Annotated in this window: 19 protein-coding genes; 12 read left to right on the plus strand and 7 right to left on the minus strand. The window is 70.9% G+C overall.

Annotated features, from left to right (window positions below):
* Window positions 1-26 precede the first annotated feature (26 nt).
* From AB0I45_RS12610 to AB0I45_RS12625, 4 genes are all read left to right on the plus strand, one after another.
* Complete coding sequence (locus tag AB0I45_RS12610) at window positions 27-1,052, plus strand: zinc finger domain-containing protein (RefSeq protein WP_360318611.1); 1,026 nt, start codon at window positions 27-29, stop codon at window positions 1,050-1,052.
* Between the two features lie 239 nt (window positions 1,053-1,291).
* The gene (locus AB0I45_RS12615; protein WP_295689370.1) at window positions 1,292-2,647 is read left to right on the plus strand and encodes an MFS transporter; all 1,356 of its coding nucleotides are present in this window, start codon (window positions 1,292-1,294) and stop codon (window positions 2,645-2,647) included.
* Between the two features lie 106 nt (window positions 2,648-2,753).
* Window positions 2,754-3,509: an SDR family oxidoreductase gene (locus tag AB0I45_RS12620; protein WP_360318615.1), complete on the plus strand. Its 756-nt coding sequence runs from the start codon at window positions 2,754-2,756 to the stop codon at window positions 3,507-3,509.
* 116 nt (window positions 3,510-3,625) lie between these two features.
* Window positions 3,626-4,765 (plus strand): hypothetical protein, encoded by a 1,140-nt coding sequence (locus AB0I45_RS12625; RefSeq protein ID WP_360318618.1) that lies wholly within the window; start codon window positions 3,626-3,628, stop codon window positions 4,763-4,765.
* A 24-nt stretch (window positions 4,766-4,789) separates the two neighbouring features.
* Here the strand turns inward: AB0I45_RS12625 and recQ are convergent, their stop codons facing one another.
* The 5 genes from recQ to AB0I45_RS12650 form a co-directional block, all read right to left on the minus strand.
* Window positions 4,790-6,757, minus strand: coding sequence for a DNA helicase RecQ (gene recQ, locus AB0I45_RS12630; protein WP_360318652.1), 1,968 nt, complete (start codon window positions 6,755-6,757; stop codon window positions 4,790-4,792).
* A gap of 216 nt (window positions 6,758-6,973) precedes the next feature.
* A complete protein-coding gene (locus AB0I45_RS12635) occupies window positions 6,974-8,437 on the minus strand; it encodes an MFS transporter (RefSeq protein ID WP_247618960.1) in 1,464 nt (487 codons plus the stop codon).
* 5 nt (window positions 8,438-8,442) lie between these two features.
* On the minus strand, window positions 8,443-9,681 hold the full coding sequence (locus tag AB0I45_RS12640) for a CoA transferase (RefSeq protein WP_360318622.1): 1,239 nt from the start codon (window positions 9,679-9,681) through the stop codon (window positions 8,443-8,445).
* An 83-nt stretch (window positions 9,682-9,764) separates the two neighbouring features.
* On the minus strand, window positions 9,765-10,541 hold the full coding sequence (locus AB0I45_RS12645; RefSeq protein ID WP_360318625.1) for a CoA-transferase: 777 nt from the start codon (window positions 10,539-10,541) through the stop codon (window positions 9,765-9,767).
* Window positions 10,538-11,596 (minus strand): CoA-transferase, encoded by a 1,059-nt coding sequence (locus AB0I45_RS12650; protein WP_360318628.1) that lies wholly within the window; start codon window positions 11,594-11,596, stop codon window positions 10,538-10,540. The genes AB0I45_RS12645 and AB0I45_RS12650 overlap by 4 nt, the downstream gene beginning before the upstream one ends.
* Before the next feature lie 132 nt (window positions 11,597-11,728).
* Between AB0I45_RS12650 and AB0I45_RS12655 the strand changes: the two genes are divergently transcribed.
* The 6 genes from AB0I45_RS12655 to AB0I45_RS12680 all read left to right on the plus strand — a co-directional run bounded on the left by AB0I45_RS12655 (window position 11,729) and on the right by AB0I45_RS12680 (window position 18,310).
* Window positions 11,729-12,625, plus strand: a complete 897-nt coding sequence (locus AB0I45_RS12655) for a LysR substrate-binding domain-containing protein (RefSeq protein ID WP_137318703.1) — start codon at window positions 11,729-11,731, stop codon at window positions 12,623-12,625.
* A 569-nt stretch (window positions 12,626-13,194) separates the two neighbouring features.
* Window positions 13,195-13,719, plus strand: a complete 525-nt coding sequence (locus AB0I45_RS12660; protein WP_247618964.1) for an SRPBCC domain-containing protein — start codon at window positions 13,195-13,197, stop codon at window positions 13,717-13,719.
* Window positions 13,720-13,975: 256 nt separating this feature from the next.
* Window positions 13,976-15,199, plus strand: a complete 1,224-nt coding sequence (locus AB0I45_RS12665; RefSeq protein WP_360318632.1) for an acetyl-CoA C-acetyltransferase — start codon at window positions 13,976-13,978, stop codon at window positions 15,197-15,199.
* On the plus strand, window positions 15,199-16,422 hold the full coding sequence (locus AB0I45_RS12670) for a CoA transferase (RefSeq protein ID WP_137318700.1): 1,224 nt from the start codon (window positions 15,199-15,201) through the stop codon (window positions 16,420-16,422). Before AB0I45_RS12665 ends, AB0I45_RS12670 begins: the two co-directional genes overlap by 1 nt.
* 85 nt (window positions 16,423-16,507) lie before the next feature.
* Window positions 16,508-17,299 (plus strand): electron transfer flavoprotein subunit beta/FixA family protein, encoded by a 792-nt coding sequence (locus AB0I45_RS12675; RefSeq protein WP_360318636.1) that lies wholly within the window; start codon window positions 16,508-16,510, stop codon window positions 17,297-17,299.
* A 60-nt stretch (window positions 17,300-17,359) separates the two neighbouring features.
* Window positions 17,360-18,310: an electron transfer flavoprotein subunit alpha/FixB family protein gene (locus AB0I45_RS12680; RefSeq protein WP_360318639.1), complete on the plus strand. Its 951-nt coding sequence runs from the start codon at window positions 17,360-17,362 to the stop codon at window positions 18,308-18,310.
* 176 nt (window positions 18,311-18,486) lie between these two features.
* Here AB0I45_RS12680 and AB0I45_RS12685 read toward each other — a convergent pair whose 3' ends face one another.
* Window positions 18,487-19,650, minus strand: a complete 1,164-nt coding sequence (locus AB0I45_RS12685) for a sugar phosphate nucleotidyltransferase (RefSeq protein WP_360318642.1) — start codon at window positions 19,648-19,650, stop codon at window positions 18,487-18,489.
* A 114-nt stretch (window positions 19,651-19,764) separates the two neighbouring features.
* Here AB0I45_RS12685 and AB0I45_RS12690 point away from each other — a divergent pair, with 114 nt between their 5' ends.
* A complete protein-coding gene (locus AB0I45_RS12690; protein ID WP_360318645.1) occupies window positions 19,765-20,901 on the plus strand; it encodes a YihY/virulence factor BrkB family protein in 1,137 nt (378 codons plus the stop codon).
* Window positions 20,902-21,005: 104 nt separating this feature from the next.
* Window positions 21,006-21,647: a hypothetical protein gene (locus AB0I45_RS12695; protein ID WP_360318648.1), complete on the plus strand. Its 642-nt coding sequence runs from the start codon at window positions 21,006-21,008 to the stop codon at window positions 21,645-21,647.
* Window positions 21,648-21,787: 140 nt separating this feature from the next.
* On the opposite strand, the gene cls is transcribed toward AB0I45_RS12695, so the two are convergent.
* Complete coding sequence (gene cls / locus AB0I45_RS12700) at window positions 21,788-23,275, minus strand: cardiolipin synthase (protein ID WP_247618972.1); 1,488 nt, start codon at window positions 23,273-23,275, stop codon at window positions 21,788-21,790.
* Window positions 23,276-23,530: the final 255 nt, after the last annotated feature.

Here is a 23,530-nt window from a genome sequence, read left to right on the forward strand (position 1 = left end):
TCCACCGGCACGGCGGGGGCGCGCTGATGCCCGAGGGCCATACGATCCACCGCCTCGCCTCGGCGTTCGAAGACGGCTTCCGCGGTGCCCGGCTCGCGCTGTCGAGCCCGCAGGGCCGGTTCGCCGCCGGCGCCGCCCGGTTGACCGGGCAGATCCTCGGGAGCGCGGAAGCCGTGGGCAAGCACCTGTTCCTCGGCTTCGCCCCGGAGGAGCGGGCGCTCGAGGACAGCACGCCTGAGTCCTACGTCCACGTCCACCTGGGCCTCTACGGCTCGTGGACCTTCGCGGGGGATCAGGAGTTCTCCCGGGTCCACGCGATCGGCGCCCCGCGCAGGCGCCTCGGCGAGCAGGAGAGCACCCCGGGCACCGGCGCCGGCCCCGCGGACCAGCACTCGTGGCGGCACCTCGCGCCCGGAGAGAACGTCCGGCTGCGGGTCGTCGGCCCGCACGGGCTCGCCGACCTCACCGGGCCGACCGCCTGCGCCGTGCTCGAACCCGCCGAGCGGCAGGCGATCATCGACCGCCTGGGACCCGACCCGCTGCGCGCCGATGCGGACCCGCGCGTGTTCGTCGAACGGGTGCGGCGGTCGCGGACGGCGATCGGCACCCAGCTGATGAACCAGGCCGTGGTCGCCGGGATCGGCAACATCTACCGCGCCGAGCTCCTGTTCCGCGCCCGCCTGGACCCGTTCGTGCCCGGCACCGAGCTCACCGCGGGGATCGTGCGCGGCCTGTGGGACGACCTCGTGCCGCTCATCGGCTACGGCGCGCGCACCGGGCGGATCGTCACCACCGAGCCCGAGCACCGCGACATCCACCCGATCATCCGGGAGCGCTCGCGCGGCACCCGGCAGAACGGGGACGACGACCCCGATGTCGTCCCGCGCGAGAAGTCCTTCTACGTCTACCACCGGCAGGGGCTGCCCTGCCGCCTGTGCGACACCCCGGTGCGCGACGCGACCGTCTCAGGCCGCGCCGTCTACTGGTGCCCCCGCTGCCAGACCGCGCGGAAGCGCCGCGCCTCCTGGGACCGCGGGACCTGTTTGGACTGAGCGCACCGGCTCGACCGAGCGCAACGACACGACCGAACGCACCGGAGTGGGAATAGACCCGGCCGGTCGGCCGTTGGTCCACTCGGCCCCACCCGCCGGTCATCCGCACGGCCCGGCCCCGGATCCGAGCCAGAACCCGAGCCCGAAGCGTCCTGCTGCCGCGCATCACCGGCGCACTTCACCCGTCACCCCACCCGCGCGCGTCGATCGATGTGCGCGTCGCCCCCGGAGGAGGATCCATGGCCGCCCGCCTCGCCGTGTTCGCGCTCGCGATCGGCGCCTTCGGCATCGGCACCGCAGAGTTCGCCACCATGGGTCTGCTCCCGCAGATCGCCGCCGGCTTCGACGCGAGCCTGCCCGAAGCCGGCCACGCGGTCTCGCTCTACGCGCTCGGCGTGGTCGTCGGCGCGCCGCTCATCACGGTGCTCGGGGCGAAGGTGGACCGGCGGCGGCTGCTGCTCGGCCTCATGGTCGTCTTCGTCCTCGGGAGCATCGGTTCCACGCTCGCGCCGAGCCTCGGCGCGCTGCTCGGATCGCGGTTCCTCACCGGCCTGCCGCACGGCGCGTTCCTCGGTGTCGCCGGGATCGTCGCCGCGTCGCTGGCGCGCCCGGAGCGCCGGGGCACCGCAATGGCCCGGGTGATGCTCGGGCTCACCGTGTCGAACATCGTCGGCGTCCCCGCCGCGGCTGCCCTCGGAGCAGCGTTCGGCTGGCGCGTCGCCTACGCCCTCGTGGCCGCGATCGGCCTCGTCACCCTGCTCGCGATCCTCGCCCTCGTCCCCACCACCGCACCCGCGGCCGCCCCGTCGATGCGCGGAGAGCTCCGCACCCTCAAGCGCCGGCAGGTGATCCTCACACTCATCGCGGGCTCCGTGGGTTTCGGCGGGATGTTCGCCGTCTACACCTACATCGCGCCGACGATGACGGATCTCACCGGCATCCCCGCGGCGGGCGTCCCCTGGGTGCTCGTGTGCTTCGGCGTCGGGATGACCGCCGGCTCGCTCATCGTCGGGCCGCTCGTCGACCGCTCGATCGAACGCACCGCGCTGCTCGGGATCGGCGGCCTCGGCATCGTCCTCCTCGCCTTCGGCGCGCTCGCGCACCTCGTCTGGGCGGCGATCGCGTGCGTGGCGCTGCTCGGCATCTGCGGATCGATCTTCACCACCGCGCTCCAGGTCCGGCTGCTCCGCGACTCCCGCGACGCCCCCTCCCTCGCCGCGGCCATGAATCACGCGGCCTTCAACCTCGCGAACGCCATCGGGGCGTTCCTCGGCGGCGTCGTCATCGATGCCGGCCTGGGACTGCGCGCGCCGGCGCTCACCGGTGCCGGACTCACCGCCATCGGCCTGGTGGTGACCGCGGCGGCGGTGGTCACCCACGCACGGTCCCGCAGCCGCTCGGTCATCGACCTCTCCGGGCCGGGCTCCCCGTCGGCGGGCACACCGGCCGCCGGCACCTCGACTGCGGACGCCCCGGCCGGCCGCACCCCGGCAGCGGGCGCCTCGGCAGCGGGCACCTCGGCAGCGGGCACCTCGACCGGTCGCGCCCCGGCTCCGGGCGCCGGAGATCCCCGCGGGTCCGCGCCCGCCGATTGACGCGGGGGCCACCCATGGGTGAAGGTAATAAACAATCGTTCGAACCGTGTTCAAAGGCTGAGCCCGGTCCACGACACCCCCATCGCACCGGGAACAGAGGAGAGTCATGACCCGTCGATTCGAGAACACCATCGCCATCGTCACCGGAGCCTCGCGCGGCATCGGCCTGGGCATCGCCCAGCGCCTCGTCGACGAGGGCGCCAAGGTCGCCATCACCGCCCGCGGCCAGGAGGCACTCGACACCGCCGTCGAGGCGCTCGGCGGCCCCGAGCACGCGCTCGCCGTCGCCGGCAAGGCCGACCGGCCCGAGCACCAGGACGAGGTCATCGCGAAGGTCACCGAGACCTTCGGCCCCATCGACATCCTCGTCAACAACACCGGCATCAACCCGGTCTACGGACCCATGATCGATCTCGACCTCGGCGCGGCCCGCAAGGTGTTCGAGGTCAACGACATGTCCGCGCTGTCGTGGACCCAGAAGGTCTACCGGGCGTCCTTCGCCGAGCGCGGCGGCCGCGTGCTCAACGTCGCCTCCGTCGCCGGCCTCGGCCAGCCGGAGAACATCGGCTTCTACGGCTCCTCGAAGGCCATGCTCATCCACATCACCAAGCAGCTCGCGATGGAGCTCGGCCCGGACGTGCGCGTCAACGCCGTGGCGCCGGCTGTCGTCAAGACGAAGTTCGCCGAGGCGCTCTACGCGAAGGACGAGGAGGGCGTGGCCGCCGGCTACCCGATGAAGCGCCTGGGCACCCCGGAGGACATCGCGGCCGCCGCGGCCTTCCTCCTGTCCGAGGAGGCGAGCTGGATCACCGGTCAGGTGCTCGTGCTCGACGGCGGCAAGGGCCTCATCGGCGGGGTGTGACCCCGCCCGGACCCGGCAACGGCCACCGCGAAGGCCGCCTCACCGATGGGTGGGGCGGCCCTTCTCGTGCTCCGATTCCGCTCCCCGGTCGCGGGAACCGCTAGCGTGGAGCCATCATGTCTCTCCTCCGCACGATCGCCCTGGCCACCGCAGCGATGTCCACCGCCGTGCTGGGCGGGTGCGCGCTCGGCGGCGACCGGGCCCCGGAGGACCTCGACCTGTCGCTGTACACGGCGGCGCTGATCGGCTCCGCGGTGGAGAGCGCCGAAGGCGGATCCGAGTACTCCCTGCTCACGGTCCGGCCGGACGGCTCGCTCGACCGCTTCGATCTGGGCAGGGACGACGCCGAGCTCGAGGTGCAGGGCGAGAGCCTAGTGCTCCGCAGCGGCCGGATCATCACCCGGTACGGGACGGACCCGGTGACCGAGCGGCTGGGGAGCTTCGGCGACGGCGGGGGCGGCCACCTGCTCGGTCGGGAGGATTCGACGACGGTCGTCCGTGCGGGAGGGAAGGGCAGCGAGGTCGTCGAGATCCGCGACACCGGGGTCACCACCCGCGCCGAGATCGATGGCAGGCCGGTGGCGTCGGCCGTCTGCGGTGGCACCACAGCGGTGCTCACCGGGTCGGACTCCAGTGATGACGACGGGCATCTCTGGACAGTCCGCGAGGGCAGGGCCGAGCAGCTCGACGCGCCCATCGAACCGGGGATCCTCGAGGGCCGCACCGGGGACCACCCCTGCATCGACGGGAGCATGATCCTCACCGAGCGCGTCCACCCCGACGAGGGTCTGGAGCACGGAATCCGACTCCGCGCGATCGACACCGCCGACGGCACAGTCACGGAGCGCGTGGTCGACTCCGCCGGCGACGGGTTCCTCGGCTGGGGCGAACCGCGCGGAGCAGTCGGAGGCGGGACCGGCGGCGCGGTCGTCTGGCTCGACCAGACCGGAGCGTTCGAGCAGGTGCCGATCGACGCGATCGACGGCAGCCCGGAGCCGGTGGCGGCCCGCATGCTCGACGGCGACTTCACCCCGGACACCGTTCACGGCGCCTGGATCGACGGCACCGAGGCGGTGATCGTCCACCACGCGGAATCCGTCGCGCAGCGCGACGCCGGCTCCCCGGTCCCGCAGCTCGAGTTCGTCGACCTCACCGACCCCGGGTCGAGCACCCGCCTGACGGTGTTCGAGGAGCTCTCCGACTTCACCTTCCGCGGCGAGAACGCTCTCGTCCTCGACGCCGTCCGGCTGCCCTGACCCGCACCGCCCCGGAGGTCGGCATCACTCCCCCGCGGCGGCCTCCGCGACGACGGTGAGGATCGCCTCGCCGTACTCGGCACGCTTCTTCAGGCCCACCCCGCTCACGGTGCCGAGCGCACCGATCGAGGTCGGCCGGGCTTCGACGATGCCGACGAGCGTGGCGTCGGAGAACACCATGTAGGGCGGGATCTTCTTCTCCCGCGCGGTCTCCGTGCGCCAGTCGCGCAGCGCCTCGAACAGCTCCCTGTCCGCACCCTCCAGCCCGTCCGCCGCCGAGGCGCGGGCCCCTCCCGCACCGCTCGCACTGCGGGAGCGGCGGGACGCCCGGGCCGGCTCCGGGTCGTCGCGCAGATGCACGTTCTCCTCCCCGCGGAGCACCCCGGTGGCGCGGGGTCCGGGCACCAGCACGTTGTACTCACCGGCCGCGGCGACGATGTCGGCGGCCATGAGCTGCCGGATGACGGTCCGCCACTGCTTCTCGGACAGCTCCGCGCCCACGCCCCAGACGCTGAGCTCCTCGTGCCGGGACTGCGCGGAGCGCGGGTTGTCGCGGCCGAGCAGCACGTCGATGACCTGGCCGGAGCCGAACTGCTGGCCGCGTTCGCGGTCGAGCCGGATGAGCGCGGACAGGAGCTTCTGCGCCGCGATCCTCGCGTCCCAGGTGCGCGGCGGGTTCAGGCAGGTGTCGCAGTTGCCGCACGGCTCGGACTCCTGTCCGAAGTAGCGCAGCAGCTGGACGCGGCGGCAGTCGACGGTCTCGCACAGGGCGAGCATCGCGTCGAGGTGGGCGCGCTGGCTGCGCTGGAACTCCGCCGAGCCCTCCCCGGAGTCGATGAGCCGCCGCTGGTTGACGACGTCGCCGAGCCCATAGGCCATCCAGGCGGTCGCGGCGAGGCCGTCGCGACCGGCGCGCCCGGTCTCCTGGTAGTAGCCCTCGATCGACTTCGGCAGGTCGAGGTGGGCGACGAACCGGACGTCGGGCTTGTCGATGCCCATCCCGAACGCGATCGTCGCGACCATGACGATTCCGTCCTCATGGAGGAACCGGGCCTGGTTCCGGGCGCGGTCGGCGGCGTCCATGCCCGCGTGGTAGGGCAGGGCCGGGATCCCGCGGGCGTCGAGCGCCTGCGCGACGGCGTCGACGCTCTTGCGCGACAGGCAGTAGACGATCCCGGCCTGACCGGAGTGCTCACCGGCGATGAAGTCCATGAGCTGCTTGCGCGGCTGGTCCTTGGGCACGATCCGGTACTGGATGTTCGGCCGGTCGAAGCTCGACACGAAGTGCCGGGCCCGGCCCATCCGGAGCCGCTCGGTGAGCTCCTCGTGGGTGGCGCGGGTGGCGGTCGCGGTGAGCGCGATCCTCGGGATCTGCGGGAACTCCTCGGCGAGGAGGGACAGCCCCAGGTAGTCGCGCCGGAAGTCGTGCCCCCATTGGGAGACGCAGTGGGCCTCGTCGATGGCGAACAGCGACACGTGCCCGCGCCGGAGCAGGGCGCGGGTGCGTTCGAGGACGAGCCGCTCCGGGGCCATGTAGAGGAGGTCGAGCTCGCCGGCCTCGAACGCCGCCTCGACGGCGCGCGCCTCGTCGGGGTCGAGCGAGGAGTTGAGGAACGCCGCCCGGATGCCGAGCGATTCGAGCGCGGCGACCTGGTCGGCCATGAGGGCGATGAGCGGGGAGACGACGATCCCGGTGCCCGGGCGCAGCAGCGAGGGGATCTGGTAGCACAGCGACTTGCCGCCGCCGGTGGGCATGAGGACGACTGCGTCCCCACCGCCGGCGACGTGGTCGATGATTGCACCCTGGTCGCCGCGGAAGGAGTCGTAGCCGAAGACCTCGGAGAGGATCCGCAGCGCCTCCGGGGAGCCGGCGGGAGCCGAGTCCGACTCGCCGGGCCCTCCCCCGGGCGGGTCGTCCACCGTCACCGAGGCGCCCGCCGACTCCCCCGCACCCGCTCCCGGGTCACCGGGCGCGGGGTCATCGGTGGACATCGTGTCCGCGCCGGACATGACAGACTCGCCGGGCACCTCGGGTTCACCGACGGCCGTCGGCGGTGCCGGTTCGACGGGTGGTGCTGCGGTGACGGGTGGTGCTGCGGTGGGGTGGGGGTGCGCGGCCTCGTCCATGCTTCCAGCCTACGGGTCGCCGCGGACACCCCGCGGGGAGGGCGCAGCCGACCCGCGTCCCGGCACCCCGAGCCGCCCGGCTCAGACGGGTTCGCGCGCCGGTTCGACCTGCCCTGCGGGGCCGCCGATCACCGTGGTGAGCAGCGCGACGAGCGCGACGACAGAGGCGCCGGCGTACAGGAGCACCGGCGCACCGAGCGGGTAGATCAGCGCGGCCCAGGCGTATCCCGTGGCCATCCCCATGAAGCGGGAGGTGTTGTGGATCCCGAAGGCCATGGAGTTCTTCGCCGCGAGCGAGCGCGAGATCGCGTACGCCGCGATGCTCTGCCCGGCATTGAGCCCGGCGCCGATGAGCAGGAGGAGCACGATGACGACCGCCACCTGGACCCTGGCGGAGTCGGACTCGCGCGAGGTCCACCAGCCGAGCACGAGCGGCGCGAAGATGAGGACCCCGAGCCCCATCTCGATCACGGTGCGCATCGAGAGCTTCGCCGACAGCCACGAGGTGAGTCGGCCCGACACCGCCATCGCGAAGGCCATCGCGAACACCACGAGGCCCACCGGGCCCGGTGTCAGGCCCAGCCGCTCGCCCAGGTAGAGCGGCAGGCTGACCAGGCACACCCCCATGATGAACATCGTCGAGCCCGCCGACACGGTGCCGCGGATGTAGCGCTTCTCGAGGAGCGAGCGCGGCTCGAACAGGGTCTCCGGGTAGCGCGCGGCGAGCACGACGTAGACGACGAGGCCGAGCGAGGCGATGATCGCCACGACGGCCTCGGCGAGCGGGTCCGCGCGCTGCCCGACGAGGGTGACGAGGAGGACCGAGGCCCCCATCGCGATCATCAGCACCGCCATCCCGATGCCGTGGATGGGCGCCTGCCGCCCGCGCACCTTGGGCACGGCGACGACGATGACGACGGCGAGGAGAAGGCACAGGGAGGCCTGCAGGATGAACACGGCGCGCCAGCCGAAGATCTCCGAGACCACGCCGCCGACCGGCGGTCCGACGGCTTGGCCGACACCGATCGCTGAGGCCCACGCCGCCATCGCGGCCTGGCCCTTCGACGGCCACAGCGCGACGAGGGCGCGCTGCACACCGGGCGGGAAGGTCGAGCACGCGATCCCCTGCACCACCCGGAGCACGATGAGCATCTCGAGGTTGACCGAGAATGCGGCGAAGGCCTGCGCGACGATCATGATCGCGAGTCCTCCGAGCACGATCCGCACGGTGCCGAAGCGATCGCACAGCCACCCGGTGAAGGGCACGAAGATCACCATCGACACGGTGAAGGCCGACACCGCGAGCACCGTCTGGCTGTCGGTCGCCCCGAAATCCTGCTGGATCCGGTGGAGGGGGGCGTTGATGACGTTGCCCGACAGCGCACCGACCGTGGTGGTGCCGAGCATCGCGAGGTAGGCGAGCCGGCCGGGCTCGGCCTGCTTCTCCGGCTTCTCCTGCTTCTCCGGCACGCGCTCCGGTCCCGGTCCGCGCCCCTGGGCGGGGTCGCGTTCCGGGACCGGGTGCGGTCCTGCGGCGTCGGTCACGCCCTTCAGGCCTCGGCGGGTCGCTGCGGTGCGGCCTCGTCGGGGCGGGTGTAGTCCTCGTTCAGCCAGGCGCGCACGAGCTCGGTGTCCTGCCCGAGCGCGGGCGGGGCGAGGTCGTAGACGACCGGGGACTTCGACAGCGAGATCGGGTTGCGCACGGTGGGGATCGTACGGTCCCCGGTGGTCACCTCGACGACGGGCTCGAGGCCGATCCGCTCGGCGAGCTGCACGCCCTGCTCGATCGAGTTGATCGGGGCGCACGGCAGGCCGGCGGCGGTGAGCAGCTCGTACCACTCCTGCGCGGTGCGGTGGGACAGCGCCTCGATGAGCAGCGGCTCGAGCGCCTTGCGGTTGCTGTTGCGCGGGAAGGCGGTCGCGAAGCGCTCGTCGGTGAGCCACTCGGGGCGCTCGACGGCGTTCGCGAGCACCGCGAACTGGCGGTCGTTGCCGCAGGCGACGATGAGGTCGCCCTCCTGCGTGGGCATCGGCTGGTAGGGGTAGAGGCTCGGGTGCTCGTTGCCCATGCGGTGCGGCACGACGCCACCGGCCACGTAGGCGGAGGTCTGGTTGACGAGGCCGGACAGCGCCGAGGACAGGAGGTTGGTGTCGACCTTCTGCCCCTCCCCGGTGCGGTTGCGGTGCTGGAGGGCGGCGAGGATGCCGATCGTCGTGTGGAGGCCGGTGATGACGTCGAACACCGCCACGCCGCCGCGGTAGGGGGGACTGTCGGCGTCGCCGGTCAGGCTCATGAATCCGGACAGGCCCTGGACGAGCAGGTCGTAGCCGGGCTGCGGGTTGTTCGGCCCGAAGCCGGTGACGGAGGAGTAGATGACGTCCGGGTTGGTCCGTGCGACGGTCGCGTGGTCGAGCCCGAACTTCTCCAGCCCGCCGGGCTTGAAGTTCTCGACGATGACATCGGCGCGCCGGGCGAGCTCACGGGCGAGCGCGAGGTCCTCCTCCTTGCGGAAGTCGAGCACGACGTCGGTCTTGTTCCGGTTGACCGACAAATAGTAGGTCGCGTCGTCCTCGCGCACCGGCGGCTTCCACAGCCGGGTGTCGTCGCCGCCGGGGCTCTCGACCTTGATCACCGTCGCGCCGAGGTCGGCGAGCAGCATCGTCGCGTAGGGGCCGGCGAGCACACGGCCGAAATCGGCGACGATGATGCCGGAGAGGGGGCCGTTGCCGGTGCGCGAGAAGCGCTCGCGCAGGTCCTGCGCCTTGCTGTCCTGAGCCGTGGTGTCCACGTGTCTCCTCCTGTTGCCGCCCGCCGGTGGTGACGGCGGGCGATCGGTCTGGCGGCCGGTGGCGGCCGGGTCGGTCGTGCGCGTCAGCGCAGGTAGAGCCTGACGGTGTCGATCTCGTTGCGCAGCAGGCGCACCTCCTCGATGGTGGGCTCCGCGGTCGTCTCCACGGTGGGGGCGACGGCGAGGTCCCAGCCCGTATTCTCCCGCACCTGCTCGACGGTGACGCCGGGGTGCACATGGGTGAGCTCGAGCTCGCCGTACTTGTCGGTGCGCTGGAGCACGCCGAGCGGCGTGATGACGACGCTCACGCCGTGGCCGGCCGGCTGGATGCCCACGGCGGCCTCGCGGGCGCGGACCGGCGAGGGGGAGGTGACGAAGTCGACCGCCTCCGGGAAGGCGGAGAGGTCGTGGCGGCGGACGATGACGAAGATCTCCCCGGCGTTGGCCATGATGTCCGTCGCCCCACCGGATCCGGGCAGCCGCACCTTCGGCCGGTCCCAGTCGCCGATCACCGTGGTGTTGAGCGAGCCGTGCCGGTCGATCTGCGCCGCGCCGAGGAAGCCGACGTCGACGTTCCCGCCCTGGAGCACGTAGCCGAACAGCGCCTGCATGTTCACGACCGCCTCGGCCCCGGACACGACGACGGAGTCCGCGATCCCCTCGGCCATGGCCTCCGGGTGGGCGCCGGACACACCGGACTCGTAGATGAGCTCGATGTCGGGGTTGATGGTGCGGTGCGCGAGGTCGACGGCGAGCGTGGGCAGTCCGATCCCGGCGAACACGGTGCGCTTGCCGGCGAGCATCTGCGCGGCGGCGCACACGATGAGCTCGGTCTGGGTGTAGTCCGGTGCGGTGCTCATGCCTGCTCTCCGTCGGTGGTCGTGGTGGCCGGTCCCGAGGTGCGCGCGCCCTGGCCGCCCGCCCCCTGCCCATCCGCGTCCGAGGTGCGGGCCGCTGCGTGCTCTCCGGCCTCGGCGGCGGCGAGCTCGGTGCCGAGCAGACGGCGGCCGTAGTCGACCGAGCCCGAGGGCCGGGATCCGACGGCGAGGCCGGCCATCCGGTCGCGTCCGAGCACATCGAGGTACTCGGCGTGGTCGGCGGTGTTCCGCACGTGGTCGTCGAGCCATTCCTGCAGACGCTGCGGATCCTTGCTGATCGGTGTCCACTCGCGGTAGAAGGCGCAGTCGCGGTCGTAGGATCCCTGCACGTAGGACGGGTGCGCTCCCTGCGGGACGACGCATACGGCGTCGACCGCGTGGGCCGGGATCAGGGTGCGGTTGGGGTCGGCGCGGATGACCTCGGGCGCGACGATCTCCTCGACGACGACGATCGCCCGCTCCGCGGCGTAGACGGCCTCCTGCTGGACCCCGGTGATGCCCCAGATCTGGGCGTTGCCCCTCGTGTCGGCACGCTGCGCGTGGATGATCGTGACGTCGGGGTTGAGCGGGGGCACGACGTAGGTGGTGCCCCCGGTGTAGGGGTCGGCGACGAGCTTGATGTTCGGGTTGATCGACGGGATGTCGGAGCCGGCGAAGGAGCGGATCGGCATGAAGGGCAGGCGGGCCGCGCCGGCATGGTAGCGCAGCACCATCGCGTGGTGGCTGTACTCCTCGACCTCGAGCGGCTCCGGGTCGTGGTGCTCGAGGCGGCGGCGCACCTCGTAGAGGCTGCCGGCGGATCCGGAGGCGAAGAAGGAGCACACGAGCTTCGACACGCAGCCCGCGGCGAGCATCATGTCGCAGATGAGGTCCGGGGTCATGCGGCAGAACGTCAGGTCGGTGATGCCCTGGCGGATGATCTCGTGGCCGGCGGCGAACGGGATGAGGTGGGAGAAACCCTCGAGCGCGACGGTGTCACCGGAGTGGACGTGCGCGGCGATCGCCTCGGCGAGGTCGACGACTTTGTCTGTGTTCATGTTCGCTTTCACTGGTGGATCCGCGATACTGGCAGTGGACGAGCGCGGTGCGAGGAGCGGCTCGTTCCACATTAAGTCATCTGGCGCACGAATACCACCCCCATTCTTTACGCGACGTGCAATAATGTGGGCATGGAAATACACCAGATCCGCGCGTTCCTCGCCGTCGCCGAGGAGCTCCACTTCGGTCGCGCCGCAGACAAGCTCGGCATGGCGCAGCCGCCGCTGAGCCGCACCATCCGGCAGCTCGAGCGCGAGCTCGGCACCGACCTGTTCCGCCGCACCACCCGCTCGGTGAGCCTGTCCCCGGCCGGCGCCGCGCTCGTCGAGCCCGCCCGCGCCGTGCTCGACAGCACCCGCACCGCGCGCGAATCGATCAAGCTCGCCACCCTCGGGGACATCGGCCATGTGCGCTTCGGGTTCGCCGGCGCCTCCTCGAACAAGCTCGTCGCCAAGCTCGCCTACGCCTCCCGGCAGCGCAAACCCGGGATCACCCTCGACCTCGAATCGACGACCTTCGCCAACGAGGCGCTCACCCGCGTCATCGACGGCTCGCTCGATCTCGCGCTCGTCCGCTGGCAGGCCAAGCCGCCGCGGATCTCCGGCCGGCCGGTGATGATGGAGCGCCCCGTGGTCGCCGTGCACACCGAGCACCGCTTCGTCGGCCGCTCCTCGATGGACATCGCCGAGCTCGCCGACGAGGATCTCATCCTGCTGCCGGCGGAGTCCGGGGCGAACATGCGCGACCTCATCGACCACTGGTGCTTCCGGGCCGGCTTCACCCCGAACGTCATCCAGGAGGCCCCGGACTCGTGGATCGTCATCGCGCTCGTGTCCGCGGGGATGGGCATCACCATCACCTACGATTCGGTGGTCGCGAGCTTCAACGACCCGAACATGGTGACGATCCCGCTCACCGTCGACCACGACCCGATCAAGGTCTACCTCGCCCACCGCGAGGACGACGACAACCCCGCCCTGCGCGAGGTGCTTGCCGCCGCCGAACTCGCCCTCCCCACCGTGGGCTGAGGGGGCGGGTCCATGGGCTGAGGGTCCGCAGCACCTGCTCTCGCATCGACCTGCCACTTCTGTTCGATCCTCCCGTCGAGCTGTCGCTCCCGCTCGAAGCACCCATGGATCCTCGAGCACAGATGGCAGGTCGATGCCGGGGTCGCGCAGAAGTGACAGCTCGACGGCACCCGCGGCGGGTGGGCGAGACCGAGGTCATCCCCAGGAGCCCTCCGCAGTCATTTCAGTGCGGTGCCGGCCTCGCCCAGCCAATCCAGTGCGGTCCAGCATCACCCCAGCCACTCCAGTGCGGTCCTGTATCTCCGCAGCCACTTCAGTGCGCTTACCCGCCGGTATCCGCACTGGAACGACCCGGGAACCCAGCCGGCGACCGTGGTCCCGCTCGGCGACCCTGGTCCCGGCCGGACCGCCGCCGTACGATGGGATCCCGGGGCCGTGCAGCGCAGCACCGCATCACGGCGCACCGCAGCACCCCAGCACCGCAGCACCCCAGCCCAGCAGCACTGCAGTACCACCCCACCGCAGCGCACCACCGCACCGCCCCCGCGACCCGCCCGCCGAGGAGAGCCATGACCGCGACACCCACCGGACGGACACCGACCGGACGCCTGTCCGCGCACCACCCGCTCACGCTCGAGATCAGCCGCGAGTTCGCCGTCGAACCCGCCGATCTCTGGGCCGCGCTCACCGAGTCGAGCCGCACCGCGGCCTGGATCGGCCCGTGGTCCGGGGACCCGGCCTCCGGCACGATCGCCATCCGACTCAACGCGGAGGACGGTGCCCCGGAGCAGACCGCGCGCATCACCGCCTGCGAGCCCCCGCACCGGCTCGGTGTGACCGTCGACGCCGGGGCCGGGCAGCCGTGGCGCCTCTCCGCCGAGGTCTCGGCAGCACCCGACGGAAGTCGCGTCACCCTCCTGCACCACCTCGACGATCCCGCGACCGCGGAATTCAGCGGCCCGGGCTGGGAGTTCTACCTCGACCGGCTCGCCGCGGTGATCACCGACGCCGAGGACCCCGCGGAGATCGACTTCGAACCCGACTACGTCCCCGGCATGTGCCCGCACTACCGGGCACTCGTCGAGGACGCATGAACGGCTCCGCGGAGGCACGTGGAGAGGAAGGCACCTGAACCCCTCCCCGCGAACGCCCTGCCCGCACACCGGACACCTCGCCCGCACACCGGAGCCCACCCGAAGGCCCTGCCGGGGGCCCACCCCGGGGCCCGATTACCTGTCGAAAAAGTATTAATCCAACGTGAATACCCCCTGGACAGGTATAGATGACCCGTGACACAGTGGACCCATACGGTCACGACTCCCGTCACCCATCGCCTCCAGGAGGGCACCCATGTCTGAAGACATCGTCATCTGCGAACCCCTGCGCTCCCCCGTCGGCGCCTACGGCGGCCAGTTCAAGGACATCGCTCCCGAGGAGCTCGGCACCCAGGTCGTCAAGGCCCTCATCGAGCGCACCGGCATCGCCCCGGACGTCATCGACGACGTGATCTTCGGGCAGTGCTACCCGCAGATGGAGGCCCCGGCGCTCGGCCGCGTCGTCGCGCTCAACGCCGGCCTGCCCACCACCGTTCCCGGCCGCCAGGTCGACCGCCGCTGCGGCTCGGCCCTGCAGGCCGTCATCGACGGCGTGTCCGCGATCGCCACCGGCGGCGCCGAGGTCGTCATCTCCGGCGGCGCGGAGACCATGAGCCGCGCCGCGTTCTTCAACGAGAACATCCGCTGGGGCGTGCGCGGCGGCAACATCGAGCTCAAGGACAGCCTGGTGCGCGGGCGCCTCACCGCCGGCGGCACCCACTACCCGGTGCCCGGCGGCATGATCGAGACCGCGGAGAACCTGCGCCGCGAGTACGGGATCTCCCGCCAGGAGCAGGACGAGCTCGCCGTCGAGTCGCACCGCCGCGCCGCGGCCGCGACCGACAACGGGACCTTCGCCGAGGAGATCGTGCCGATCACCATCCCGGCCACCCGCAAGACGCCCGAGCAGCAGATCACCCTCGACGAGCACATCCGCCCGGGGGCGAACCTCGAGTCGCTGTCCAAGCTCAAGCCGATCATGGGCAAGCAGGACTCCGAGGCGACCGTCACCGCCGGCAACGCCTCGGGTCAGAACGACGGCGCCGCCGCGACCATCGTCACCACCCGCTCCAAGGCCGAGGCGCTCGGCCTCAAGCCGCTCGCCCGGTTCGTCAGCTGGGGCGTGGCCGGGGTCGAGCCGAACCGGATGGGGATCGGCCCCGTGCCGGCCGTGGAGAAGGCGCTCGGCCGCGCCGGCCTGACGATGAAGGACATCGACCTCATCGAGCTCAACGAGGCCTTCGCCGCACAGGCGCTCGCCTGCACCCGCGAGTGGGACTTCGGCAAGGCCGACTTCGAGCGCACCAACGTCAACGGCTCGGGGATCTCGCTGGGTCACCCGGTGGGCTGCACCGGCGTGCGCATCCTCACCACCCTCGTGCGCGAGATGGACCGCCGCGGCGCCCGCTACGGGCTCGAGACCATGTGCATCGGCGGCGGCCAGGGGCTCGCGGCCGTGTTCGAGCGGGTCGAGGCCTGATGGCGCTCAAGCCGCTCGCCGGGATCACCGTCTTCGAGAACGACTCCTTCGTCGCCGGACCGTCCTCCTGCCTGGGCCTCGCCCAGCTCGGGGCCGAGGTCATCAAGATCGACCCGATCAAGGGCGGCCCGGACATCGACCGCTGGCCGATCACGCCGGAGGGCCGGTCGATCTACTGGGGCACCCTCAACCGGAGCAAGCGCTCGGTCGCGATAGATCTGCGCAGCGAGGCCGGCCAGGAGCTCGCGCAGGCGCTCATCACCTCTCCGGGCGAGGACGCCGGAATCTTCGTCGAGAACAACGTCGGCCGCCCGTTCCTGTCCGATGAGGTGCTCCGCGGCAAGCGGGCGGACCTCATCCACGTCAAGGTGCAGGGTTCGGCCGACGGCGGGCCGGGGGTCGACTACACCGTCAACGCCGAGGCCGGCATCCCGCTCATCACCGGCTCCGCCGAGGTCGACGGCCCAGCCAACCACGCGCTCCCGGCCTGGGACCTGCTGTGCGGTCAGGCCGCCGCGACCGCCGTGCTCACCGGGCTTCTCCACCGCCGGTCCACCGGCGAGGGCCTCTACGAGGAGATCGCGCTCAAGGACATCGCGCTGGCCGCGGTCGCCAATCTCGGGTGGTACACCGAGACCTTGCAGCCGGCCGGTGAGCGCGCCAAGCACGGCAACCACATCTTCGGATCATTCGGCTCGGACTTCGCGACCTCCGACGGGCGCTACGTCATGATCACCGCGATCACCAAGCGCCAGTGGGGCAACCTCGTCAAGGTCACCGGGCTGACCGAGGTGGTCAGCGCCTTGGAGACCGCCCTCGGCACCGACTTCGCCCTCGAGACCAACCGGTACACGTACCGGGAGACCCTCGAGGCACTGCTCAAGCCGTGGTTCGCCGCGCGCACGGCCGCACAGATCACCGCCGACCTCGAGGGGTCGGGAGTGCTCTGGGCGCCGTATGCCTCGCTCGGTGAAGTGGCGCAGGACACCCTCGCCGCCGCGCAGGACGTCCCGGCGGGAGCCGGCGTGCTGCGCACCCTGGAATCCGAGGCGCTCGGCACCATGCTCGTGGGCGCCTCGCCCATCCGGGTCAACGGGGAGTACCTCGCCGAGGATTCCCCGACGGTCTTCGGATCCGCGACCGAGGCGGTCCTCACCGAACGCCTCGGCTTGGGATCTGCTGAGATCGGCAGACTCCATGATGAAGGCATCATCGCCAGTTGATAACGTTAGAGAGCTATCCCTTTCGAAGGTGCACGTCTTCGCGTTCGAACGGGTACCAGGTTCTTCAGGAAGGATGAATCTCCCCATGCGGATTGTCACTTTTGTCAAGTACGTCCCGGACGCCGCCGGTGACCGCTCGTTCGAGTCGGACAACACCGTCGACCGCTCCGTCGACGGCCTCCTCTCGGAGCTCGACGAGTACGCGGTCGAGGCCGCCCTCAGGATCGCCGAGGACGGTGACGACGCCGAGGTCATCGCCGTCACCGTCGGTCCCGACGACGCGGTCGATGCCGTGCGCAAGGCCCTGCAGATGGGCGCCGACTCCGGCGTCCACGTCGTCGACGACGCGCTCGAGGCCTCCTGCGCCCTCGGCACCGCGAAGGTGCTCGCCGCTGCCGTGAAGAAGGTCGAGGAGGAGGAGGGCCCGGTCGATCTCGTCATCACCGGCCTCGCCTCCACCGACGGCCAGATGTCGGTCGTGCCGGTGCAGGTCGCCGAGCTGCTCGGCCGCCCCGCCGCGACCCAGGCCTCCGTCCTGGAGGTCTCCGGCGGAACCGCCAAGATCCGCCGCGACGGCGATGCCGCCTCGCAGCACATCGAGGTCACTCTCCCGGCCCTCGTGTCGGTCACCGACCAGATCAACGAGCCGCGCTACCCCTCCTTCAAGGGCATCATGGCCGCGAAGAAGAAGCCGCTCGAGGAGTACGAGCTGTCCGAGCTCGGCGTCGACGCCGGAGAGGTCGGCGCCGCCGGTGCCACCACCGAGGTCGTCGAGCTGACCGAGCGTCCGCCGCGCACCGCCGGTGAGATCGTCACCGACGAGGGCGAGGGCGGCAACCAGCTCGTCGAGTGGCTGGCGTCGAAGAAGCTCGTCTGATCCGCCGGTCCGCACCCGAATCGCACAGACTCCTCCTGACTGAAGGATTGATCACACACCATGTCTGAAGTTCTTGTTCTCGTAGACCACGTGGACGGCGACGTCCGCAAGTCCACCCTGGAGATGCTCACCTTCGCCAAGCGCCTGGGCGAGCCCACCGCCGTGTTCGTCGGCGACGCCGCCCAGGGCGAGGCAGCTGCCTCGACCCTCGGCGAGTACGGCGCCGAGAAGGTGCTCGTCGCCTCGGATCCGGCCTACTCGGAGTTCCTCGTGGCTCCGCAGGCCGAGCTCCTGGCGAACCTCATCGAGACCCGGCAGCCCGCCGGCGTGCTCGTGCCCGCCACCGCCGACGGTCGTGAGATCGCCGCCCGCGCGGCCGTCCGCACCGGTTCCGGCATCATCACCGATGCCAGCGACATCGCCGAGGGCTTCGTCGCCACGCAGTCGGTGTTCGCCGGTTCCTACACCGTCGCCGGACGTGTCACCAAGGGCACTCCGATCGTCGCCGTCAAGCCGAACTCGGTCTCCCCGGAGGCCGCCGCCGGTGCCGGTGCGGTCGAGACCGTCGACTTCGCCCCGAGCGATGCCTCGAAGACCGCCCGCGTCGTCTCCGTCGAGGAGAAGCCGCAGTCCGGTCGTCCGCAGCTCAACGAGGCCGCGATCGTGGTCTCGGGCGGCCGCGGCACCGCCGGCGACTTCTCGCAGGTCGAGGCGCTCGCCGATGCGCTCGGCGCCGCTGTGGGTGCGTCCCGCGCCGCGGTGGATGCCGGCTGGTACCCGCACGCCAACCAGGTCGGGCAGACCGGAAAGACCGTGTCGCCGCAGCTCTACGTGGCGGCCGGCATCTCCGGTGCGATCCAGCACCGCGCCGGCATGCAGACCTCGAAGAACATCGTCGCCATCAACAAGGACGACGAGGCGCCGATCTTCGAGCTCGCCGACTACGGCGTCGTGGGCGACCTGTTCCAGGTTCTCCCGCAGGCGACCGAGGCGGTCAACGCCCGCAAGTGATCCACCCCGGCTGAGCCCCGACCCCTGAGGCTCAACCAGAACGCGATATCCCGCGGTTCCTGAGAACGGAACCGCGGGATTTCGCTGTCTCGGCACCCGGCCGGATCGCCATGGCGTCGGACCCGCATCGGCCCGGCGCCCAGCCCGGCGCCGGGCCACGTCTGTCCGTCAGCCCGTCAGCTCAGCGTCGGCAGCGGGGCGGCGTCGTCGAAGGGGACGCGCTTGTCGATCGTGCCGTCGTGGCCGATGAGAGTGACCACACCCTCGCCGCCGCGGTCCGGGCCGGCGGTGACGCGTGCGCCGGGGGCGACGATGCAGTTGCGCAGCCGCACCCCCGCCTCCACCACGACGCCGTCGAGGAGCAGCGAATCGCGCACCTCGGCGCCCTCCTCGATCCGGCAGTCGATGCCGACGACGGAGTGGACCACGGTGCCGTGCACCTCGGCCCCGGCGCTGATGAAGGCCCGGTGCACCTGCGCGGACCCGCCGAGGAACGCCGGGAGGCGCTGCGGCTGGGCGGACCACAGCGGCCAGTCCGGGCGGTGGAGGTCGATCGCCTCGCCGTCGATGAGCTGGAGGTTCGTCGTCCAGTACGACTGGAGCGTGCCGAGGTCCATCCAGTAGCCGCCGAGGTCGTGGGACACCACGGTGCGCTCGGCGAGGAAGTGCGGGATGAGCTCGTCGCCGTAGTCGGAGAGCTGCCCGTTCTTCTCGAGCAGCTCCTCGAGCGCCTCGAACAGGGCCTCTGCCCGGTAGAGGAAGATCTCCGTGGTGACGTAGGCGTCCGCCGCGCCCTCCGGCTTGTACTCGAAGCTCGTGATCCGGCGCTCCGGCCCGATCTCCACCACTCCGTAGCGCGACACGTCCCCGTCCTGGTGGGTCGTGACCATGGTGAGGTCCGCCCCGTGCTGCAGGTGGGTGTCGTAGACGTCGAGGAAGTTGAGGTTGTAGAGGTGGTCGGCGCTGAGGACGAGCACGTGCTCGGGCGCGAACTCCTTCATCGCGTCGAGCTGGCGGGCAAGGGAGTCCGCGTTGCCCTGCGCGAAGCCCTCCCCCTCGCCGCCCTCGAACGGCGGGGTGACGACGAGCCCGCCGTGCGTCCGGTCGAGGTCCCACGGCCGCCCGTTGTCGATGTAGAGGTTGAGCTTGTGCGGCTGGAACTGCTCGACCATCCAGACGTCCCGGATGTGGGAGTGCGCGAGGTTGCTCAGCGCGATGTCGATGAGCGTGTAGGTGCCGCCGATCGGCAGCGTGGGCTTGGGCTGCTCCTGCGTCAGGCTCTCGAGCCGACTGCCCTTTCCGCCGGCGAGGACGAGTGCGAGGATGCGGGGGATGCGCACGGGGAGGGACCACCCTTCGTGAGGAACGTGCCTTGTCGGAACCTGTCCCATCCTAGAGCGCGGATCCGGGGCCGGACGGTGATCCGATCCGGTGAAGTCGCCTAGACTTTCCCTGTGAGCACCCAGTCGAAGCAGGACCCCCGCCAGGACCCCCGTCCGGACGCCGCCGGCAGCACACGGCCGGACCGCAGCGCGTCCGGGCACCAGCGCGCCGAGGCCGCCCGGCGGCACACCGGCAGCACCGCCGAGTCATCGCCGCACACCCTGACCAAGGCCTCGTGGAAGTACGCGTGGGCCCGCACGGTCCACCAGTTCAAGCACAACCGGCGGCAGAACACCGCCGCCACGCTCTCCTTCTACTTCATGCTCGCGCTGCTCCCGGCGATCGTCGCCGTGCTCTCGATCCTCAACGTGTTCGGCCAGGGCCAGCAGACGGTGACCGCGGTGATGGACTGGCTGTCCCAGGTGTCCGGCGAGGGCAGCCTCCAGCAGCTCGAGCAGCCGCTCCTCGACCTCGCGGAGTCCCCCGGCGGCGGGGCCGCGTTCGGGCTCGGCATCCTCGCCTCGCTGTGGTCGGCGAGCAAGTTCGTGCGCGCCTTCGGCGCCGCGATCAACGACGTCTACGGGATGGCCGAGGGCCGTTCGAGCTGGGTCCGGTTCCTCCAGACCTACCTCGTGACGATCGTCGCGATCACGCTCGTCGTCGCGATCCTCCTGTGCCTGCTCGGCTCGTCCACGATCGTCGCCCCGTTCGGCCTCGACGAGACCCTCACCACGATCTGGGCGTGGGGCCGGTTCCCGCTCGCCGCGATCCTCACCCTCCTCCTCATCACCCTCCTCTATGCCGGGACGAGCAACGTGCGCCGCGCGAAGTTCGTGCTCTCGACGATCGGCGCGCTCGTCGCACTGTTCGCCTGGGCGGTCCTCACCGCCGGCCTCTACCTCTACGCCGTGGTGCTCGGCGGCTTCGACTCGACCTACGGGGCGTTCGCCGGGGTGCTGATCTTCCTGTTCTGGCTGTGGCTGACGAACATGGCGCTGCTGTTCGGCGCGGAGTTCGACTCGGAGATCGAGCGCGCCCGGCAGCTCCAGGCCGGGGTCCTCGCCGAGGACACCATCCAGCTCCCGCCGCGGTCGACGAAGAAGATCATCGACGACGCCCAGGTGCAGGCCCGCTTCCAGCGCAAGGGCCGGGCACTGCGGGAATCCCGCGGAGCCACCGACGGGGACGAGAACTCCCTGCCGGTATAGACTGGCACCGAACCGGCAGGCGCTCTCGCGCACGATCGCGCGGAGCAAGGATGCTTGCCGTGATAACCATGCGCCGATCAGGGCGCTGACCCCAGGGAGGGACCATGAAGAAGCGACTCATTCTTCTCGCCGGCGTCGGAGTCGGGTTCGTGCTCGGTTCGCGCGCCGGCCGCCAGAGCTACGAGAAGCTCAAGGCCCAGGTCGAGGAGTGGTGGCAGGACCCCCGCGTCCAGGACTCGGTGACCAAGGCGACCGACACCGTCAAGGAGCAGGCGCCGATCGTCGCCGACCGCGTCAAGGAGAAGGCTCCCGAGGTGGCCGGCAAGGTGCAGTCCGCCGCCGGATCCGCCGTCGGTGCGGTGCAGCACAAGGTCGACGACGTCAAGACCAACCGCGAGCAGAAGAAGGCGGAGAAGAGCGCCGCTGCCGGCGCAGACGACCTCGACGCGAAGAAGGACGCCGAGGCGAAGGCCGCCGCCGCCACGCCGGCCGCCGGCAGCGTCGCCGACCCGTCCGCGCAGGCCCAGCAGGACACCGGCGTCGAGGCCGGGTCGAAGGCCGCCGCGGGCGGATCCGTCACCGAGCCCTCGTCGAAGGCCACCGGCACGTCCGGCGGCGCCGGCAAGGCGAGCGCCTCCGGCAAGACCGCGGGCACCTCGTCCGACGCCGTCATCCTCGACGACTCGATCTCGGACCCCTCGACCCCGCTCGAGGCCGAGGGTCCGACCACCGGCGCCTCGAACTGAGAGACCCGCGCATCTGACGCTGCGCAGCGCTCTGAGCCCGCTGAGCGCCCAGCGCTCTCCGCACTGCTCGGCGAGCAACACGAGGCCCCGTGCACCAGAAGGTGTGCGGGGCCTCGTGCGTTCTCGGCAGACCGACGGTGCTAGAGCAGGGAGCTCGTGAGCCGGCACAGGCTCTCGAGGTACTTCCGGCCGAGCGAGCGCTGACGCCAGGCCTCCACGTCGAGTTCCACGGAGTTCGCACGATAGTCGTCGACCTCGAGGCGGTACATCCGGTCGGTGAAGTCCTCATCGACGATGAACAGGGTGACCTCCATGTTCATCGCGAAGGACCGCTCGTCCATGTTCGAGGAGCCGATGAGCGTGACCTCGTCGTCGATGAGGAGGAACTTCGAGTGGAGCACCGTGGGTGCGTGGTACTGGAAGATCCGCACCCCGGCGTCGACGAGCTCGTCGTAGTACGACTCCTGGGCCTTCTGCGCGATCGCGTGGTCGCTCGTCGCGCCGACGTAGAGCCGCACGTCCACGCCGGACAGCGATTCGGTGACGAGCGCGTGCATGAGCGACTCGTCCGGGACGAAGTACGGCGAGCACACCACCACGGTGTGGTTGGCGTTGTAGATCAGGTGGTTGAACAGGCGGAGGTTGTTCTCGAGCTCGAACCCCGGTCCGCTCGGTACCACCTGCGCCATGATCCCGCCGTCGTAGGGCGATTCGACCTCGGAGTCGAACTCCTCGGTGAGCATGACTCCGGTCTCGGAGTACCAGTCGGAGGCGAACACCGCGTTGAGCTCGGCGACGACCGGGCCGGTGCACCGCACCGACAGGTCCTTCCACTCGAAGCCCTTCTTGAGGTTCTTGCGCTTGTTGTACGTGCGGTGGATGACGTTCTGCGAGCCGGTGTAGGCCACGGTGCCGTCGACGACGAGGATCTTGCGGTGGTTGCGGAGGTCGGGCCGCTGGTACTCGAGCTTCCACGGGCGGACCGGCAGGCACCGGCGCCAGCTCACCCCGGAAGCGTTGAGCATCTTGACGAGCTCCGCGTACCCGGGATAGCCGAGCGAGCCGACGTGGTCGATGAGGATCCGCACCTTGACCCCGCGGGCGTGGGCGGCGAGCAGCGCGTCGAGGAGGGGGCGGGTCGCCTCGTCGATGGCGACGATGTAGAACTCGAAGTGGACGTAGTCGGTGGCCCGGTCCACCTCGGCGGCCATGTCGAGCATGCACTGGTGGTTGTCCGGCTCGAGGGTGAAGTCGTTGCCGTGGGTCATCGGCAGGGCACCGAGCCGGTAGTTGAGCTGCGCGGAGGTGACGAGCGCCTCGCTCAGGTGGTCCTCCCGGCCGAGGATCGCCTCCTCGTCGGTGCGGCTGCGGATGAGCTCGTTGACCTCGCGCTGCTGGGCACGGCGGCTGTGCGGCAGCTTCGCGGAGCCGAACATGAGGAACGCGAGGATGCCGACGTAGGGGATGAAGAAGATCGCGAGCAGCCAGCCGAGCGCCACCGAGGGCTTGCGGCGGTAGGGCACCCAGCCGAGCGCGACGATCCGGATGACCGCATCGATCGCGACGAGCGTCACGAGGACCCACGTGGGCCACCGCGCGTCGAAGGGGAAGATGATGAAGGATTCCACAGGCCGTCGTTCTCTCGCAGATGCGGCGCCGGGTCCCTGCTGGGAGCGCGCCGTGATCCTCTCATCCTACGTCCCCGCCCGCTCCCGGGGCCCGCCCGTCCGCTCCGGCACCGCGTCCGGCGCTCCTGTTCCGGCCGGAACGCCGTCGACCTGCCGTTCGTGCTCGAGATCCGGTGCGGATCTTCATCGACCACGTCGGCTCGCTCGGCTATCCCGGGTACGCGGAGCTCGTCAAGATGCTCAACGCTTCCGGGG

The sequence above is a fragment of the Brevibacterium sp. NPDC049920 genome (genome assembly GCF_040656435.1).
GTDB classification, from domain to species: Bacteria; Actinomycetota; Actinomycetes; order Actinomycetales; family Brevibacteriaceae; genus Brevibacterium; species Brevibacterium pityocampae.

Bases quoted from the DNA above. Each gene is read 5' to 3' on its own strand.
- AB0I45_RS12610 (WP_360318611.1), top strand. From the start codon at position 27: ATGCCCGAGGGCCATACGATCCACCGCCTCGCCTCGGCGTTCGAAGAC.
- AB0I45_RS12615 (WP_295689370.1), top strand. From the start codon at position 1,292: ATGGCCGCCCGCCTCGCCGTGTTCGCGCTCGCGATCGGCGCCTTCGGC.
- AB0I45_RS12620 (WP_360318615.1), top strand. From the start codon at position 2,754: ATGACCCGTCGATTCGAGAACACCATCGCCATCGTCACCGGAGCCTCG.
- AB0I45_RS12625 (WP_360318618.1), top strand. From the start codon at position 3,626: ATGTCTCTCCTCCGCACGATCGCCCTGGCCACCGCAGCGATGTCCACC.
- recQ (WP_360318652.1), bottom strand. From the start codon at position 6,757: ATGTCCACCGATGACCCCGCGCCCGGTGACCCGGGAGCGGGTGCGGGG.
- AB0I45_RS12645 (WP_360318625.1), bottom strand. From the start codon at position 10,541: ATGAGCACCGCACCGGACTACACCCAGACCGAGCTCATCGTGTGCGCC.
- AB0I45_RS12650 (WP_360318628.1), bottom strand. From the start codon at position 11,596: ATGAACACAGACAAAGTCGTCGACCTCGCCGAGGCGATCGCCGCGCAC.
- AB0I45_RS12655 (WP_137318703.1), top strand. From the start codon at position 11,729: ATGGAAATACACCAGATCCGCGCGTTCCTCGCCGTCGCCGAGGAGCTC.
- AB0I45_RS12660 (WP_247618964.1), top strand. From the start codon at position 13,195: ATGACCGCGACACCCACCGGACGGACACCGACCGGACGCCTGTCCGCG.
- AB0I45_RS12665 (WP_360318632.1), top strand. From the start codon at position 13,976: ATGTCTGAAGACATCGTCATCTGCGAACCCCTGCGCTCCCCCGTCGGC.
- AB0I45_RS12670 (WP_137318700.1), top strand. From the start codon at position 15,199: ATGGCGCTCAAGCCGCTCGCCGGGATCACCGTCTTCGAGAACGACTCC.
- AB0I45_RS12675 (WP_360318636.1), top strand. From the start codon at position 16,508: ATGCGGATTGTCACTTTTGTCAAGTACGTCCCGGACGCCGCCGGTGAC.
- AB0I45_RS12680 (WP_360318639.1), top strand. From the start codon at position 17,360: ATGTCTGAAGTTCTTGTTCTCGTAGACCACGTGGACGGCGACGTCCGC.
- AB0I45_RS12695 (WP_360318648.1), top strand. From the start codon at position 21,006: ATGAAGAAGCGACTCATTCTTCTCGCCGGCGTCGGAGTCGGGTTCGTG.